15 protein-coding genes are annotated in these 15,350 nt (G+C 39.8%); 13 read left to right on the top strand and 2 right to left on the bottom strand.

Annotated elements, in window-relative coordinates; genetic code table 11:
* Window positions 1–131: 131 nt before the first annotated feature.
* Entirely contained in the window at window positions 132–1,436 is a 1,305-nt protein-coding gene (locus tag A6J31_RS06855) for a matrixin family metalloprotease (RefSeq protein ID WP_080610779.1), read from the bottom strand.
* 213 nt (window positions 1,437–1,649) lie between these two features.
* On the opposite strand from A6J31_RS06855, the gene A6J31_RS06850 reads away from it, so the two are divergent.
* The 10 genes from A6J31_RS06850 (at window position 1,650) to tnpA (ending at window position 11,553) form a co-directional block, all read left to right on the top strand.
* A complete protein-coding gene (locus tag A6J31_RS06850; RefSeq protein WP_073689053.1) occupies window positions 1,650–2,387 on the top strand; it encodes a LytR/AlgR family response regulator transcription factor in 738 nt (245 codons plus the stop codon).
* A gap of 310 nt (window positions 2,388–2,697) precedes the next feature.
* Window positions 2,698–3,876, top strand: a complete 1,179-nt coding sequence (locus tag A6J31_RS06845; RefSeq protein WP_002884300.1) for a sensor histidine kinase — start codon at window positions 2,698–2,700, stop codon at window positions 3,874–3,876.
* A 111-nt stretch (window positions 3,877–3,987) separates the two neighbouring features.
* Window positions 3,988–5,367, top strand: coding sequence for a hypothetical protein (locus tag A6J31_RS06840; protein ID WP_080610778.1), 1,380 nt, complete (start codon window positions 3,988–3,990; stop codon window positions 5,365–5,367).
* Window positions 5,368–5,529: 162 nt separating this feature from the next.
* Window positions 5,530–5,802 (top strand): 30S ribosomal protein S16, encoded by a 273-nt coding sequence (gene rpsP / locus A6J31_RS06835; RefSeq protein WP_002884675.1) that lies wholly within the window; start codon window positions 5,530–5,532, stop codon window positions 5,800–5,802.
* Window positions 5,803–5,813: 11 nt separating this feature from the next.
* On the top strand, window positions 5,814–6,062 hold the full coding sequence (locus A6J31_RS06830; RefSeq protein ID WP_002884680.1) for a KH domain-containing protein: 249 nt from the start codon (window positions 5,814–5,816) through the stop codon (window positions 6,060–6,062).
* 162 nt (window positions 6,063–6,224) lie between these two features.
* Window positions 6,225–7,487: a bifunctional folylpolyglutamate synthase/dihydrofolate synthase gene (locus A6J31_RS06825; protein ID WP_080610777.1), complete on the top strand. Its 1,263-nt coding sequence runs from the start codon at window positions 6,225–6,227 to the stop codon at window positions 7,485–7,487.
* A gap of 66 nt (window positions 7,488–7,553) precedes the next feature.
* A complete protein-coding gene (locus A6J31_RS06820) occupies window positions 7,554–9,398 on the top strand; it encodes an APC family permease (RefSeq protein ID WP_004183113.1) in 1,845 nt (614 codons plus the stop codon).
* A gap of 145 nt (window positions 9,399–9,543) precedes the next feature.
* Window positions 9,544–10,107 carry a GTP cyclohydrolase I FolE gene (gene folE / locus A6J31_RS06815; RefSeq protein WP_002884345.1) on the top strand — a complete coding sequence of 188 codons (564 nt, stop codon included), beginning with the start codon at window positions 9,544–9,546 and terminating at the stop codon, window positions 10,105–10,107.
* A gap of 8 nt (window positions 10,108–10,115) precedes the next feature.
* Entirely contained in the window at window positions 10,116–10,916 is an 801-nt protein-coding gene (gene folP, locus A6J31_RS06810) for a dihydropteroate synthase (protein ID WP_080610776.1), read from the top strand.
* A gap of 163 nt (window positions 10,917–11,079) precedes the next feature.
* On the top strand, window positions 11,080–11,553 hold the full coding sequence (gene tnpA / locus A6J31_RS06805) for an IS200/IS605 family transposase (RefSeq protein WP_013990678.1): 474 nt from the start codon (window positions 11,080–11,082) through the stop codon (window positions 11,551–11,553).
* Between the two features lie 141 nt (window positions 11,554–11,694).
* Here the strand turns inward: tnpA and A6J31_RS06800 are convergent, their stop codons facing one another.
* Window positions 11,695–13,146, bottom strand: a complete 1,452-nt coding sequence (locus tag A6J31_RS06800) for an alpha-amylase (RefSeq protein ID WP_080610775.1) — start codon at window positions 13,144–13,146, stop codon at window positions 11,695–11,697.
* Window positions 13,147–13,366: 220 nt separating this feature from the next.
* On the opposite strand from A6J31_RS06800, the gene folB reads away from it, so the two are divergent.
* The 3 genes from folB (at window position 13,367) to murB (ending at window position 15,306) form a co-directional block, all read left to right on the top strand.
* The gene (gene folB, locus A6J31_RS06795; protein WP_014634877.1) at window positions 13,367–13,726 is read left to right on the top strand and encodes a dihydroneopterin aldolase; all 360 of its coding nucleotides are present in this window, start codon (window positions 13,367–13,369) and stop codon (window positions 13,724–13,726) included.
* Entirely contained in the window at window positions 13,723–14,214 is a 492-nt protein-coding gene (gene folK, locus A6J31_RS06790; RefSeq protein ID WP_014634876.1) for a 2-amino-4-hydroxy-6-hydroxymethyldihydropteridine diphosphokinase, read from the top strand. The genes folB and folK overlap by 4 nt, the downstream gene beginning before the upstream one ends.
* A 189-nt stretch (window positions 14,215–14,403) precedes the next feature.
* Entirely contained in the window at window positions 14,404–15,306 is a 903-nt protein-coding gene (gene murB, locus A6J31_RS06785) for a UDP-N-acetylmuramate dehydrogenase (RefSeq protein ID WP_021143763.1), read from the top strand.
* Window positions 15,307–15,350 lie beyond the last annotated feature (44 nt).

Genomic DNA, 15,350 nt, shown 5'->3' with positions numbered 1-15,350 from the left:
TTACATATTTTTAAAATATGTAAGAAAAAATCATGAACAGTCATTTTCTGGTCTTGAATGGTCATCTCACTTGTATCAAAAAAGCAGAACCTGATAGGTCTGCTTATAAATTGTAGTGATGGTGTAAGAACTTAAATCTTGCTATAGAGTTTCTTAACATTGTTAATATCAACTGGTTGGATACTTGTCTTACCACCTTTGGGTTCCATTACAGAGGCAACAGCACTGTTGTGCTCAAGTCCAATTGAGTGGCCTAATTCGTGTTGCGCAGTGTTAAGGAGTTTTCCACCATTCTTTTGATAATAATTGTTTTGAACATGGAAGGTGTTCAAGTAAACAGTAGCGTTACTATATTGCTTAGTTGGGAGGTAGTAAGTAGAGTAGGTAACCCCAAGAGGAGCTGCTACATTACCTTCATAACGTTCATCAGCAATGATGTTAGCTTTCTGTTTATCGTTAGTGAGCAAGAAATTAAAGGCACCAGTGTTATTCCAAGAAGTGATAGCTTGTTTGTAGGCATTCACGATTTCAGGATTTTTAGCATTGATGAAGACTGTTGCTTCCTTAGTTGACCAGTGAGGAGTGTCGTAATTCTCTTTTACCAGTTCGTTATTCTTTTGCCATACTTGAGCAACTCGGTCCACTGGCTTAGCAGGTTGGATAGGAGTAGCTTTAGGAGCTGTAGGTTTAGTGACAGTCGTTGTTGGCTTTTTAGGTTGTGTCGTTGTAGAAGGCGCTGGTTTGTTTACAACAGCCGTTGGTTTCTTAGGTTGTGTTGTAGGTTTGTTAGCGACTGTGGCTGGTTTTTTAGGTTGACTAACAGCAGGAGTTGATTGTTTAGGTTTTGGAGTAGCTGTTGTCGTGGGCTTTGTAGAAGGTGTTAATGGTTTTGGAATATAAGTAGATAGAATCTTATGAACGTTACCATTGTTAATTTCTGTTGATACCCATGTAGCACCATCTTTTGACCAGGTTTGTGCTTGAGCGACAGTTTCGGTCTTTGGTTCAGAGTGATTTTCTACAGCCTTATGATTGCTATCTGTATTTGTCGGAATTCTAGTCTCATAGGTTTTGCTACCAGTCTGGCTGTCGACAGTACTGCTAGCTGTTTGACTATCTTGTTTCAATTCCTCAAAAGTCGGAGTATTTGTGGGCGTTTGTTCATAGTCATTTTCATGTGTATGAATATCATCCACAGAGGTATGTGACACAGTAGTAGGTGTTTCACTAGATACACCTGTTTGAGTGATGGTATTGGTATTTGTAGCTGTTTCAAGTTCAGAAAATGTCATAGCCTGGTTAGGATCTGAAACATAGGTTTGATCCGCAGAGGCATGCTGAGGATTTCCCACAAGAAAAGCACTAATGATACCGACAGTTGCAAGGGTTAAGATAGTCTTTGTCTTAGTCCCTTGCGTTTTAAAAGAACGTAACATAACTTTCTCCTTTTTAATATAAAACAAAAACAGCTCTCATGATAACATCTAAAAATGAAGATAAAGTGACAAGTAGATAACAATTGTTTTATAAATGAAATGAGGTGAGTTAAAAAGACTTTATGCTGTAAAAAAAGGAATATTATCCGATTAATTATGATAAAATGTTAAATAGGTATATTAAAGTATATTAGAAAGAAAGAGGGAAATAAGATGCTTTCTATTATCGTCCTTGAAGATGATGCCTTGCAGCGTCATCGTGTTAGTCGTTTATTGGACGAAGCAGTTGAGGAGTCGAAGGCCGTTGTTGATGGGATTACCTTTTATGAGCAAGGTCAGGAATTGTTAGATGCTGATAGAGGTTCGGGTAAATCCATGGTTTATCTTTTGGATATTGACCTTAAAAATCAAACGAAGCAGGGACTAGATATTGGGCTTGAAATCCGTAAGGAAGACTTGAAAGCACAAATCGCTTTTGTTACGGCCTACTCTGAGTTTATGCCCTTGACCTTCCGTTATAAGATTCAAGCTCTGGACTTTGTTGATAAATCCATGGAAGATGCAGATCTTAAGAGAGCCTTGGTAGAACTTTTAGATTTTGCGTATTCGCAGGTTGAACAAGAAACCAAGGCACAGAGTCTAACGGTAAAAACGGATAAAAATGATGTTAATATTCCTTATGATGACATTTTATACATTGAAACAGCCCCTGTGCCACATAAGTTGATCGCTCACACCAAGTCAAACCTAGTAGAATTCTATGGAAAAATTGCAGAAGTAGCGAAATTGGATGATATTTTCTTCCAAACGCATCGCTCTTTTGTTATCAATGTGAGTAATGTGACAAGTGTGGATCGTACGGCTAATATGGTCTTCTTTGAGGGAGACGAGTCATGCCTCCTATCGCGGACACGTAAAAAGGAACTTTTGGAACGATTGAAAAATCGTTAAGGCTCAGATTTTCCCCTTCTTCTCTAATCATTATTGAAAGTTTTCTGAAATTCGAGATAATTATTCAATTTTATCTCATATAATAGCAGGAAGTGTGCTAAAATAGTAATGTGGTTTTTTACTGCTTATTTAAGATTACTAGAAGGAGGTGGCTAACCATTAAATGATGCTCAATTTGCAAATTGCATTAGAATATCTTTTGCATTTCATCGTCATACAGTGGATTTACGAAAAGACCAGCTTGGTCAAGATACCACGTATGATTATTCCTATTGCGTTCTTAGTTGAATGTATAGGGGGGATACTGGGGATGTCATATAATGTCGGTTTGTCCTTTATGACACCGTTCTACCTTCTTTTCTATGCTTATTTCTATGGCAAGGAAAGAACCACCAATATGTTGGCATTTTATGCTTTCTATCCTCTTGTTCTTTATCTTTTGATTTTTAATGGTTATGCCTACTTTTTGATGCCGGGATTTGGTATCACATCGGATTTCCTTAACAAAAGTTATCTTTATTTCATTTTCTTTGACCTTTTAATTATTCCAACATTTGTCGCTCTTTCCAAACTTCTTAATATTGATTTTAAATATTTGAGGGTCTTGGAGCGAGATCGCAAATTTGGTCGGATAATGTTTTTCACTAACTTTGTTTTGATTAGTTATGTGATTATGAACTATTCCGTAGTTGTGGCTTCGCGTTTCTTTGATTTGTACTATGCTGGCCATATTATAACCTTGATTGGCTATATAGCGATTCTTTATGCTGTTTACAGTGTCAATAGATACGCAGATGAGTACTTTGAAAATGAGCGAAGAAAAGAAAATCGTCGTCACTTGGATGACCTAGAGAAGTATTCTGAACAAGTCGAAAGTCTTTACGAAACGTTACGCAGTTTCCGTCACGACTATACTAATGTCATGATTTCGCTTAATGAAGCCATTCAGATGAAAGACATCGACCAAATCAAGATGATTTATGATAGTGTTTTGAAAGATTCTGCATCAGATTTGAAGCAGCAAAAGTTTGATTTGGCAAAATTAACTCGTGTGACCAACATGCCGCTTAAGAGTCTGTTGTCATCTAAAGTAGCCGAAGCTTTTGATAAAGGTATTCAATGTCATGTTGAGGTTGAAGAGGGCGTCTTCTTCACAGATATGCGTCCACTCGACTTGATTACAATCATATCCATTCTTTGTGATAATGCTATAGAAGCTACTGTATTAGCAGATGAACCAAAATTATCTATCGCTATCTTTAAGATGGAAAATCAATCCGTTATTGTTGTTGAGAATTCAACTAAGGAAGCTTCTATTGATGTAGCTCCTTTGAAACAAAGAGGATTTTCAACAAAAGGAACAGGTCGAGGATTGGGCTTGGCAAATATCGAAGAGATTCTCTTTAGATACGATAATGTCACGCTTGAAACGGAATCAGCACAACACCGTTTTGTCCAATTATTGTCTATTACACCAAAAGAAGATTAATGGGGATTTAATAAGAATTTTTAGAATTCTTGTTAATCCCTATTTTTATGTTAAAAAGTATGGTAAAATAGGGAAGTTAATCATGTGTTTTTTAATTCAGGGGGATTTATTATGTTGAAAGACGAATGGTTAGAGTACTTTGAGGCTGTGAATGGCCGAAAACCAAGACCAATCGACTTTAAAGAAGCCTTGGAACGAGGAGAGTTTGTTCTTTCTGAAGGTGCAGAGGCTCACCAAGTAGCTGATCAAGGAGAATCATCAGCTGACCAACAGTTTGAAGAAGGAACCGCAACTGCCAGAGCACTAGCCCAGTCTCAGAAAGAGCGTGACAACGCGCAAGAGGCTATGGCAAATGCGGCCCAAGAAAAGAGGAAGGCCCTATCTCAAGAGACTGTTGGTCAAGTAAGAACCATTCAGTCGGGCCGTCAGGCTGAGGATATTCAAAAAGAAGAGGAACAACGCAAACGCGTCGCAGAGGCTAAGGAGCGTTTGGCAAGTTATGCGCCAACCCGTCCAGATGCAGGAAATCATTCTGTTAATACCTCGAATGAACCTAATCAATCTATTCCAGTTTTCAGTAACCAAGCACAGCATCTTGGATTGTCTGAGGATTTGACAAAACTTGATCAAAAGGAAGAAAAAGCAGCTAAGAAGCTTGCTCGTCAAGCTGCTCGTGATAAGAAAAAGGCTGAAAAATTAGCTGCTAAAGCTAAATCTAAGGAAGAACAGACAGTTGCCAAACTAGAAAAGAGATTGGAAAGTCAGGTTCGTCTTCTAGAAACGATTCAAAACGCTAATCAAAAATCGCAAAAGGCCAAAAATTGGGGCAAAGGAGCCTTGATTTCTAGTCTTGTTGCTGTTGTTTTGATGTTGCTCGTCGGTGGTGTATATGGTTTTTGGCGTAATGCTTCGGGGAACATTGAGGGGACTTGGGAATTAAAATCGTCTAAGGTCTTGGACGAAAATTCTGGAAAGTTAACCAATGCTCTGAAAGAACATGAAGATAAAGATGAAATTTACGTCTCTTTCCTTAAAGTTGATCAGTCTAATAATTTACAAACACATTCTTACTTCTATAAAAAAGGTGAGGAGGATCAGCCTACTTTTACAGCTTCAGATTATTTGAAGGAATATCAAGTTGTTGATCAGTGGAATAAATCGATCACCTATACTAAAGAAGTTTCAGAATTTAAACGTGAGTTGACTAAAGTTGTCTCGCAACTTTATCCTAATGCAGATAAGAATCTAGTAGATTACTATATTTCGGATAACGTAGATAACTACCGACTCTACCGTAAAGGGAAACGCACCAAGTCTTATACTGTAAATAAAGATACCTTGGTTGTTTCTACCTACAACGAGGATGGCAAGTTGACCAGTCGTGATACTTACGAGAAAGTGTCGAAGGCAGCTGCTAAGGGTTTAGAAGCTGAATATGCTGAAGCAAAGGTAGCTTATGAAAAAAATCATAAGACTACAGCTAAGAAATAGTCGAAAAGGAAGTTAGAGTTTGACTCTAACTTTTTTTGTAGAAATTTTAAGTCTGTCAAGTTTTTTTCTTGACACATAAAAATGATATGGTATACTAGTTAAGGTCGAGGGGCGATAAGTGCCCCCACCATAATAAAAAACTAAAGAAAAGAGATATTAAAAATGGCAGTAAAAATCCGTTTGACTCGTATGGGTTCTAAGAAAAAACCTTTCTACCGTATTAACGTTGCAGATTCACGTGCTCCACGTGATGGACGTTTCATCGAAACAGTTGGTACTTACAACCCACTCGTTGAAGAAAACCAAGTAACACTTAAAGAAGAACGTGTTCTTGAGTGGTTGTCTAAAGGTGCACAACCTTCAGATACAGTTCGTAACATCCTTTCAAAAGAAGGCGTTATGAAGAAATTCCACGAATCAAAATTCTCAAAATAATTTTTTAGCCTATGGATACCATTGAAAATCTTATTATCGCTATCGTTAAACCTTTAATTGCTTCACCAGATCAGTTGACCATCAAAATTATTGACGGTCCTGAGTTTTTGGAGTACCATCTTGATCTTGCCCCAGCCGATATTGGGCGTGTTATCGGGAAAAAAGGACGTACTATTACGGCGATAAGAGCGATTGTCTATTCGGTACCTACTCAAGGTAAAAAAGTTCGTCTTGTTATTGACGAAAAAGAGAAAGCTTAAGAGGTGACCCTAGGGTTGCCTTTTTTGCATATTTTGGTTATACCTAGAAGTCTTTGGTATAATAAGAGCGTCAAAGCATTAAGCTCAAGGAAAAACTAGAAATCTAGTTTAGAGGTCAGCTTAATGACTAAGTTGAAGCATTAGCCTAAAAAAGGAGTAGTTATGACTTATCAGGAAGCGTTGGATTGGATTCATGGACAATTAAAATTTGGCATCAAGCCTGGCTTGGAGCGTATGGCTTGGATGCTTAAAGAGTTGGGAAATCCACAAGATAATCTCAAGGCTGTGCATATCGTGGGAACAAACGGCAAAGGGTCTACAGTCAATGCCCTACAAACCATTTTTACCCAGGCGGGATATGAGGTTGGAACTTTTACCTCACCCTATATTATTGACTTCAAGGAACGAATCTCTCTTAACGGTCAGATGATTTCAGAAGAGGACTTACTTGACCTGGTTAATCGTGTGAAGCCTGTGGTTGAACGTCTACCAAAAGAGACAGAGCATGAAAATGCGACAGAGTTTGAAATTATCACAGTCTTGATGTTCCTCTATTTTGGTCAGATCCATCCTGTGGATATCGCATTCATTGAAGCGGGAATGGGTGGTCTTCATGATTCGACTAATCTCTTTAAGCCCTTGGCAGTCCTGTGTCCATCGATTGGTTTAGATCATCAGGCTATTTTGGGAAATACCCATGCTGAAATTGCAGCAGAAAAAGCTGGTGTTTTGAAGAATGGGGCTCCCTTTATTTATGCGACTGACCGTACTGATGTTCGAGATGTTTTCGAGAAGAAGGCGCGTGAAGAAGGTTCTAAGACCTATGAGCTGGGGAGAGATTTCACAGCTGAAGGGTCAAGCCATTCCTTTGATTTTACCTATGGAGAGCAAAGGTTAGATGATATAGCCTTGGCTATGGCCGGTCAACACCAAGTGGCAAATGCTAGCTTGGCTATCATGGCTTCTTTATTGCTTCAAAAAGATTATCCTAAAGTAACTCTTGAACTCATAAAGAATGCCCTGGCTCATGCCCATTGGCGAGGTCGAACAGAATTTTTAAGACCTAATCTCATGATTGATGGTGCTCATAATAATGAGAGTGTTAAAGTTTTGATTGACTTGTTGCAATCAGAGTATGCCAATAAGGAGATTGAACTTCTCTTTGCAGCGATTGATACCAAGCCTATTGACGGTATGCTTGCCCAACTAAAATCGGTTGGTGACTTGACTGTAACGAGTTTTGACTATCCAAACAGTGTTAAATTAGATAAATACCCAGAGGCCTATAAGCAGGTACCAGACTTCAAAACATGGATTAAAGAACATATGACGACTGACAATAAGAAACTTTATGTGGTAACGGGATCTCTATACTTCATTTCTCAGGTCAGAAAATGGGTTTTAGAGCAGGAAAGTGATGGTTAAGACTTGAAAGATAACATTTAGGGGCGTATAATAGCCCTCGTATGTTTTAAAAGTAAGGAGATCGCAATGTTTCAACGTCTGAAAAACATTTTAATCGGTGAACCTTTAACTCATGATGATAGTGGTGATGAACACTTATTGTCCAAGATTCAGGCCTTGGCCATGTTGTCGAGTGATGCACTTTCATCTATCGCCTATGGTCCAGAGCAGGTCGTCTTGGTTCTGACAGCTGTGTCTAGTGCGGCTATTTGGTGGTCAATCCCTATTGGGCTTTTGGTTCTCGTCCTTTTGGCCAGTCTTACCATTTCTTATAGACAGGTTATCAAAGCCTATCCTCAAGGTGGTGGCGCCTATATGGTAACGACGGAAAATCTGTCTCCTAAGTTTGGCTTGATAGCTGGTGGTAGTCTTTTGGTCGATTACATGTTGACGGTTGCTGTTTCAGTGGCCTCAGGTGCAGATGCCATTACTTCAGCCCTTCCCTTCCTGCATCCTTTCAATCTTGAAATATCAATGATTTTGGTGCTTGTTTTGATGGTTATGAACCTTAGGGGAATGCGTGAATCGGCAAAATCTTTGATGATACCAGTTTATCTCTTCATTGTTTCGACGCTCTTCTTGTTGGGATTTGGTTTCTTTCAAATTTTAACGGGTCATATGCCTTACGCAGCCACAGCACATTTAGGACAACCAATTACAGGTGTATCATTGATTCTTATTTTAAGGGCCTTTACTTCAGGTTCTGCCTCATTGACAGGGGTAGAAGCTATCTCTAATGCGGTGCCTTTCTTTAAGAAACCTAAGGCCAAAAATGCAGCTTCAACCCTCTTTATTATGTCTAGCATTTTGGGGGCTATGTTTGCGGGAATCACCTTCCTCAACTGGTGGACAGGTATTACACCTCATGCAGGAGTAACCATCTTGTCACAAATGGCTAGAGAAATTCTCGGTCAGTCATGGATTGGTAGTATTCTATTTTACGTTTTCCAATTCTCTACTGCCATGATTCTTGCAGTAGCAGCTAACACAGGTTTTTCAGCCTTTCCGATGTTGTCCTTTAATATGGCGAAAAATAAATACATGCCTCACATGTACCTTGAAAAAGGGGCACGTATGGGATACTCTAATGGGATCTTGACACTTGCAATTGGTGCCATTACCCTTTTGTTTATTTTCCGAGGAAATACGGAACGGTTGATTCCGCTTTATACCATCGGTGTATTCATTCCATTTGCTCTTTCTCAAACGGGGATGGTTATCCATTGGATTCGTGAATATGGTAAGGGATTCTGGAAACACTCTTTAGCTAATATCTTGGGCGCCCTCATTTGTTATGCTATTGTTCTCATTCTCTTCCTTTTCCGTTTAGGAGATATCTGGCCATTCTTCCCAATTATTGCAATCTTGATGTGGATGTTCCTTAAGATTAAAAAACACTATAATGGTGTTGCTCAACAGTTGCGTATTGATGGAGCGGTAGAAGAACACCATTATCAAGGAAATATTGTTCTTATCCTCGTTGGGAATGTTACCAAGGCTAATATCGGAGCTATTTCCTATGCACGTTCTATTGGTGACAAGGTTATCGCCATGCATGTATCTACTAAGGATACTGAGAACAAGGACAAGGAAACTGAACAAGAGTTTAAAAAATATTTCCCTGAAATTGAGATGGTTCATATCCAATCACCGTACAGCTCAATCACTCAGTCGACCATTCAGTATGTGGACGAGGTCGCCACTCAAGCTGAGAAGGATAATGCGACTTTGACAGTCATGATTCCTCAGTTTGTGCCTAAAAAATCATGGCAAACCATGCTTCACAACCAAATGAGTTTACGATTGAAATATTATCTCAAATGGCGTGAGAATATTGTGGTTTCATCTTATTCTTACCACTTGAAAGACTAAAAAATATAAGCGAAGATAACCTCTATATGAAAGGTGGTCTTCGCTTTTTTTGAGATTTAGGTAGCTAGGAAATCTTATTTTTTGCAAGAAAAATCCAGCAAAATAAGGTATAATAGATAGTATTATAACGTTGCAAGAGGAAATTATGGCAAATCAAGAAAAAGTAGAACAAGCAGTCTATCAACTATTGGAAGCTCTAGGTGAAAATCCTGAGCGTGAGGGACTTTTGGACACACCAAAACGTGTGGCTAAGATGTATGCTGAAATGTTTTCAGGTCTAAATGAAGACCCTAAGGATCAATTTACAGCTGTCTTTTCAGAAGTCCATGACGAAGTTGTCCTTGTCAAGGATATTCCTTTTTACTCTATGTGTGAGCACCATTTGGTTCCATTTTATGGTAAGGCCCATGTGGCTTATTTGCCAAGTGGAGACAAGGTGACAGGACTTTCCAAATTAGCGCGTGCGGTTGAAGTAGCTGCTCGTCGTCCGCAGTTGCAAGAACGTCTTACGGATCAAGTTGCTACAGCACTTGAAGAAGCTCTGAATCCTCGAGGAGTTTTTGTCATGGTTGAAGCAGAGCACATGTGCATGACCATGCGAGGCATTAAGAAACCAGGAAGTAAGACAATCACAACTGTCGCTAAGGGCCTTTATAAAGAAGACCGTGAAGAACGCAAGGAAATTCTTTCATTGATGCGTGATTTTTAGGAGTTAAGATGTTTATAGGCAAACATGAGATTGCAGGTAAGGCCTGTATTATGGGAATCTTGAATGTCACCCCTGATTCTTTCTCAGATGGTGGCGATTTTGACACTGTAGAGGATGCGTTGGATCAAGTTGAGCGTATGATTGCCCAAGGAGCTAGCATTATCGATGTGGGTGGTGAATCCACAAGGCCTGGAGCAGAATTTGTCACTGAGGAAGAAGAGATTGCTCGTATCGTGCCAGTAATTCAGGCTATCAAGGCAAAATATGATGTGCTCATCAGTATTGATACCTATAAGACAGCCACTGCCAGAGCTGCTCTTGAAGCAGGGGCAGATATTCTAAATGACGTCTGGGCTGGACTCTATGATGGTCAGATGCTAGCTTTAGCAGCTGAAAAGAATGTGCCGATTATTCTCATGCATAATCAAAAAGAAGAAGTATACAATGATGTCACAGAAGATGTCTGTACATTCCTCAGTCAACGAGCCCAGGCCGCCTTGGAAGCAGGTGTGGCCAAGGACAATATCTGGATTGATCCAGGCTTTGGCTTTGCGAAAAATGTCCAACATAATATTGACCTGCTAAAAGGTTTGGACAAGGTCGTTGCCTTGGGCTATCCTGTTCTTTTTGGGATTTCTCGTAAGCGTGTTGTGGACTACCTACTAGGTGGAAATACCCAAGCTAAGGACCGTGATCAGGGAACGGCTGCTCTATCTGGCTATGCTGTTAGCAAGGGCTGTCAGATTGTCCGTGTGCATAATGTTGATGCCAATCGTGATATTGTTAAGACTGTTTCAGGGATTTTATGATACTAAAAAAAGCTCAATCGAGCTTTTTTTGTCTTACGAAAACCACTAGCTGTGCTAGTGGTTCCGAAAAGCTTTTAGCGATGTATCAAAAAAAGTCCCCCTAAAGTGTTATATTAGATAAGGTTTCCCGACCACTAACTAATATACTAAAGGAGGACCCCTGATGAGACAGGATAATAATAGTTTAGCACATACTACATGGAATTGTAAGTATCATATTGTTTTCGCCCCAAAATATAGACGTCAGATAATCTATGGGAAATACAAAGCAAGTATTGGTCAAATCTTACGATTATTATGTGAAAGAAAAGGTGTTGAAATTCATGAAGCAGAAGCTTGCCCAGATCATATTCACATGTTAGTGAGTATACCACCGAAACTAAGTATTTCTTCATTTATGGGATATTTAAAGGGCAAAAGTAGCTTAATGATATTTGATCGACACGCAAATTTAAAGTATAAATATGGGAATCGCAAATTTTGGTGTCGAGGCTTTTATGTTGATACGGTTGGGCGAAATCAGAAGCGAATTGAAGAATATATTCGTAATCAATTACAAGAAGACGTGGTAGCAGATCAGCTTAGTCTGTTTGAGGAGTATGATCCGTTTACAGGTGAGAAGAATAAAAGAAAGTAATCTTAAAGAGACCCGCTAGACGGGTCAGCTAGCAAAGGTGGTGCTGAAGGGAAACCATTCGGTAGGCCTTTAGGCCTCGGCCGGTAGCAGAGGCTTTCAGCCGAAGAGCAAGCCACCCGTTCTCACGGGTGGTTTTGACTCTTAGTCTTGAATTGTCCAAACGCTGACAGATTTTTCAGAAACTGGGAAGTCTCCCCATCCGTCTTCGTCAATGGTTACAGTATCAGAGCAGTTTCCAAGAATGTCATAGAAGGTTTGGCCGGCCCAATCACTACCAATTTCCATAGACTTGCTGTTAGCAGCATCATTAGAGATTGTTACAGCTAATGGAGCGCCACCTTCGTTGCCAGAGCGTGTCCACCCGATACAGTTTGGATCATCAAAGTAGTCTGTTTGCTCTCCGTAAGCCAAGTCTTTACGAGCGTAGAGCAAGGTATCTAGGACCTCTTGGAAGTTTTCTTGGGCAAATTCACCTTCAATGCCATAGTAGTCACCATAAAATAGGCAAGGAAGACCGTCTTCACGGAGAAGAATGAGAGCATAAGCAGCTGGTTTAAACCATTCTTCAACAGTAGATTCTAGAGCTTGTCCGCGTTGTGTGTCATGGTTGTCTACAAAGGTTACGGCGTGTTCAGGATGATTTTTGACCAAGGAATGATCGAAAATTGTCGTCAAATCATAATCGGCACCATCTAAGCTAGCCTTGTGTAGATTGTTGTGAAGGGGAACATCAACGAGGTCAAAACGTTTTTCAATCTTTTCAAGATAGGTATTGTTATCCTCTTCGTTACCATTCCAAAATTCACCAAAGACATAGAAGTCTTGACCTTGTTTTTCTTTGACATCGCGAATAAAATTACGCATAAAGAAAGAATCAATGTGCTTAATAGCATCCATGCGGAAGCCTTGAACGCCTGTTGTTTCAACGAACCAATCTGCCCATTCATAAATGTTTTCGATAACTTCAGGGTGTTTATAGTCTAGGTTAGCATACATAAGGTAGTCAAAGTTACCATTCTCATTGTCAACCAAGTCGTTGTCTGCCCAACCTTTGTTGTCACCTTGGATAAGATAGATACCACTTTTATTACGTTTAGCATCGAAGTCAGTTCCGTTAAAGTGGTACCAGTGCCATTCAAAATCGTTGTAGGCCTTATTGCGTCCGTCAAAGGTGAAGTGTGTCCAGCCTTCGATTTCAAATGGTTCGCTGATTTCTTGGGTACGGTCCTCTGGGTCAACTTCGACCACTTCGAAGGTCTCGAGTTTATCAGCTGCGGCCTTGTGGTTAAGCACAACGTCGGCCATAGGTACGATACCAACTTCTTTGAGTTGGTTGATAGCATTGAGATACTCTTCTTTAAGGCCGTATTTGGTGCGGACAGTTCCTTTTTGGTCGAATTCTCCAAGGTCAAAGAGGTCATAGACTCCATAACCAACGTCATCTTTGTTGGTAGCTTTAAAAGCAGGTGGCATCCAAACGTGGCTGATGCCTAGGTCTGCTAAATGTTGGGCATCTTCAGCCAAATTGTTCCAGTGTTGTCCGTCACTTGGGAGATACCATTCAAAGTATTGCATTGCGGTTTGATTAGTCATAGTTTTTTTCCTTATTAGTTGAGATAGTCTTGCTTGTAATCAGGAGTCTTTTTAACTCCTGTGCCTATATTTTACCAAATCAGAAGAATTATGCAACCGATTGCATAAGCGTAAACACAATAACTTCAGATCTGTCTAAAATATCATACTAATTAGAGACCAACTTTTCAACTGTTTTGTGCTAGAATAAAGAGGAGTATAGTCGTCTTAAGGAGAAACTATGGATAAAATTATTTTAAATGGTTGCCGTTTTTATGGCTATCATGGGGCTTTTGCTGAGGAACAGACCCTGGGACAAATTTTTGTGGTAGATTTGGAATTGGCTGTTGATTTAACTAAGGCCTCACAGAGTGACAATCTAGATGATACGGTTCACTATGGATTGGTTTTTGAAGCCGTGCAAAAACAAGTGGAAGATAAAAAGTATATTTTGATTGAGCGTTTGGCTGGTGCGATTTGTGAGGATTTATTTGCACAGTTTCCACCAATTCAATCTATTAAAGTTCGAATTACTAAGGAAAATCCACCAATTAATGGGCATTATAAGAATGTTGGTATCGAATTGGAGCGTAGCCGATGACAAGAGTTTATTTGAGTTTGGGATCTAATATGGGAGACCGTCAAGGCTATCTTCAAAAAGCTGTGAAGACCTTGAATGACTTACCTGAGACGGAAGTTAAAGCGGTATCCTCTTATTATGAAACGGCTGCCTGGGGACTGACTGATCAGGCTGATTTTTTGAATCTTGCCTTGGCTTTAGAGACGAAGTTGCCAGCAGAGACCTTACTAAGGTCATGTCAGCAAATTGAAAAAGACCTTGATCGCGTTCGTCATGAGCATTGGGGGCCTCGGACGGTAGATATAGATATTCTTCTATATGGGCAGGAAATCTGGGAGACTGAGCACCTTAAAGTGCCCCACCCATATATGAGTCAGAGAGCTTTTGTTCTGGTGCCCTTAGTAGAGATAGCAGATGATTTGGTTGACCCTAAAACTGGGCAAGCTTACAAAAATTATTTGAGTCAATTAAACACTAGTGATGTCCGTAAATTGGAGCTTATGGACTAGCTTTGCGTGAAATTCCTTGTCGTCAAGATGGGGAATTTTTGCTATAATTAAACTTGGCTTTTTGCTGTATTTTTCTTCTAATTTTTAGGGAAAAATACTCACTCATTTTTAGGTAGTGATAGTAATATGGGGAAGTCTATCACGATACCTACAAAGAAAACAATGTATAGAAAAAGTATGGAAAATAACATGTTAGATGAACTTAAAGAAGATTTAGTGGGGATTGATATTCGTTTCGACGAACCCTTAAAACGTTATACATATACCAAGGTTGGTGGTCCAGCAGATTATTTGGCCTTTCCACGAAACCGCTATGAACTCTCTCGTATTGTCAAATTTGCTAATAAGCATGACATTCCTTGGATGGTGCTTGGTAATGCCAGTAATTTGATTGTCCGTGACGGTGGTATCAGAGGTTTTGTGATTATGTTTGACAGGCTCAATGGTATCGCAGTTAATGGTTATCAAATTGAAGCTGAAGCGGGAGCTAACTTGATTGCGACAACCAAGGTAGCCCGTTTTCAAAGTTTGACTGGTTTTGAATTTGCAGCGGGGATTCCAGGTAGTGTTGGTGGTGCCGTCTTTATGAATGCTGGTGCCTATGGTGGCGAGATTGCCCATATCTTGGTTTCTGCTCAGGTTCTTACAAAAGACGGTGATATTCGTACGATTGACGCAAGAGATATGCGCTTTGGTTATCGTCGTTCAGTGCTCCAAGAAACAGGAGAAGTGGTTATTTCAGCTAAATTCAACCTCAAACCAGGAGACTACGAGCAAATCAAGAATGAGATGAACCGTCTTAATCACTTGCGAGAGCTTAAACAACCTCTTGAATACCCTTCATGTGGTTCGGTCTTTAAACGTCCACCAGGTCACTTTGCAGGTCAGCTGATTATGGAAGCTAACCTCAAGGGACATCGTATCGGCGGTGTTGAGGTGTCAACTAAGCATGCTGGTTTCATGGTCAATGTTGATCACGGAACAGCTAAAGATTATGAAGACCTTATTGCAGATGTTATCGCCAAGGTTAAGGAAAATTCAGGTGTTAAACTAGACCCTGAAGTACGTATCATTGGCGACAAATTAAACTAATAAAACCCTATCCCTATATTTGCTATCCATGGAGGATTTATGAC

This window comes from Streptococcus sp. FDAARGOS_192, assembly GCF_002073815.2.
Classification (GTDB): domain Bacteria; phylum Bacillota; class Bacilli; order Lactobacillales; family Streptococcaceae; genus Streptococcus; species Streptococcus salivarius_H.
This window is presented reverse-complemented; position numbering and strand designations above follow the sequence as displayed.

What these genes read in the sequence shown, in the direction of transcription:
- A6J31_RS06855 (WP_080610779.1), bottom strand. Translation starts at nt 1,436, where the DNA reads ATGTTACGTTCTTTTAAAACGCAAGGGACTAAGACAAAGACTATCTTA.
- A6J31_RS06850 (WP_073689053.1), top strand. Translation starts at nt 1,650, where the DNA reads ATGCTTTCTATTATCGTCCTTGAAGATGATGCCTTGCAGCGTCATCGT.
- A6J31_RS06845 (WP_002884300.1), top strand. Translation starts at nt 2,698, where the DNA reads ATGTCATATAATGTCGGTTTGTCCTTTATGACACCGTTCTACCTTCTT.
- A6J31_RS06840 (WP_080610778.1), top strand. Translation starts at nt 3,988, where the DNA reads ATGTTGAAAGACGAATGGTTAGAGTACTTTGAGGCTGTGAATGGCCGA.
- rpsP (WP_002884675.1), top strand. Translation starts at nt 5,530, where the DNA reads ATGGCAGTAAAAATCCGTTTGACTCGTATGGGTTCTAAGAAAAAACCT.
- A6J31_RS06830 (WP_002884680.1), top strand. Translation starts at nt 5,814, where the DNA reads ATGGATACCATTGAAAATCTTATTATCGCTATCGTTAAACCTTTAATT.
- A6J31_RS06825 (WP_080610777.1), top strand. Translation starts at nt 6,225, where the DNA reads ATGACTTATCAGGAAGCGTTGGATTGGATTCATGGACAATTAAAATTT.
- A6J31_RS06820 (WP_004183113.1), top strand. Translation starts at nt 7,554, where the DNA reads ATGTTTCAACGTCTGAAAAACATTTTAATCGGTGAACCTTTAACTCAT.
- folE (WP_002884345.1), top strand. Translation starts at nt 9,544, where the DNA reads ATGGCAAATCAAGAAAAAGTAGAACAAGCAGTCTATCAACTATTGGAA.
- folP (WP_080610776.1), top strand. Translation starts at nt 10,116, where the DNA reads ATGTTTATAGGCAAACATGAGATTGCAGGTAAGGCCTGTATTATGGGA.
- tnpA (WP_013990678.1), top strand. Translation starts at nt 11,080, where the DNA reads ATGAGACAGGATAATAATAGTTTAGCACATACTACATGGAATTGTAAG.
- A6J31_RS06800 (WP_080610775.1), bottom strand. Translation starts at nt 13,146, where the DNA reads ATGACTAATCAAACCGCAATGCAATACTTTGAATGGTATCTCCCAAGT.
- folB (WP_014634877.1), top strand. Translation starts at nt 13,367, where the DNA reads ATGGATAAAATTATTTTAAATGGTTGCCGTTTTTATGGCTATCATGGG.
- folK (WP_014634876.1), top strand. Translation starts at nt 13,723, where the DNA reads ATGACAAGAGTTTATTTGAGTTTGGGATCTAATATGGGAGACCGTCAA.
- murB (WP_021143763.1), top strand. Translation starts at nt 14,404, where the DNA reads ATGTTAGATGAACTTAAAGAAGATTTAGTGGGGATTGATATTCGTTTC.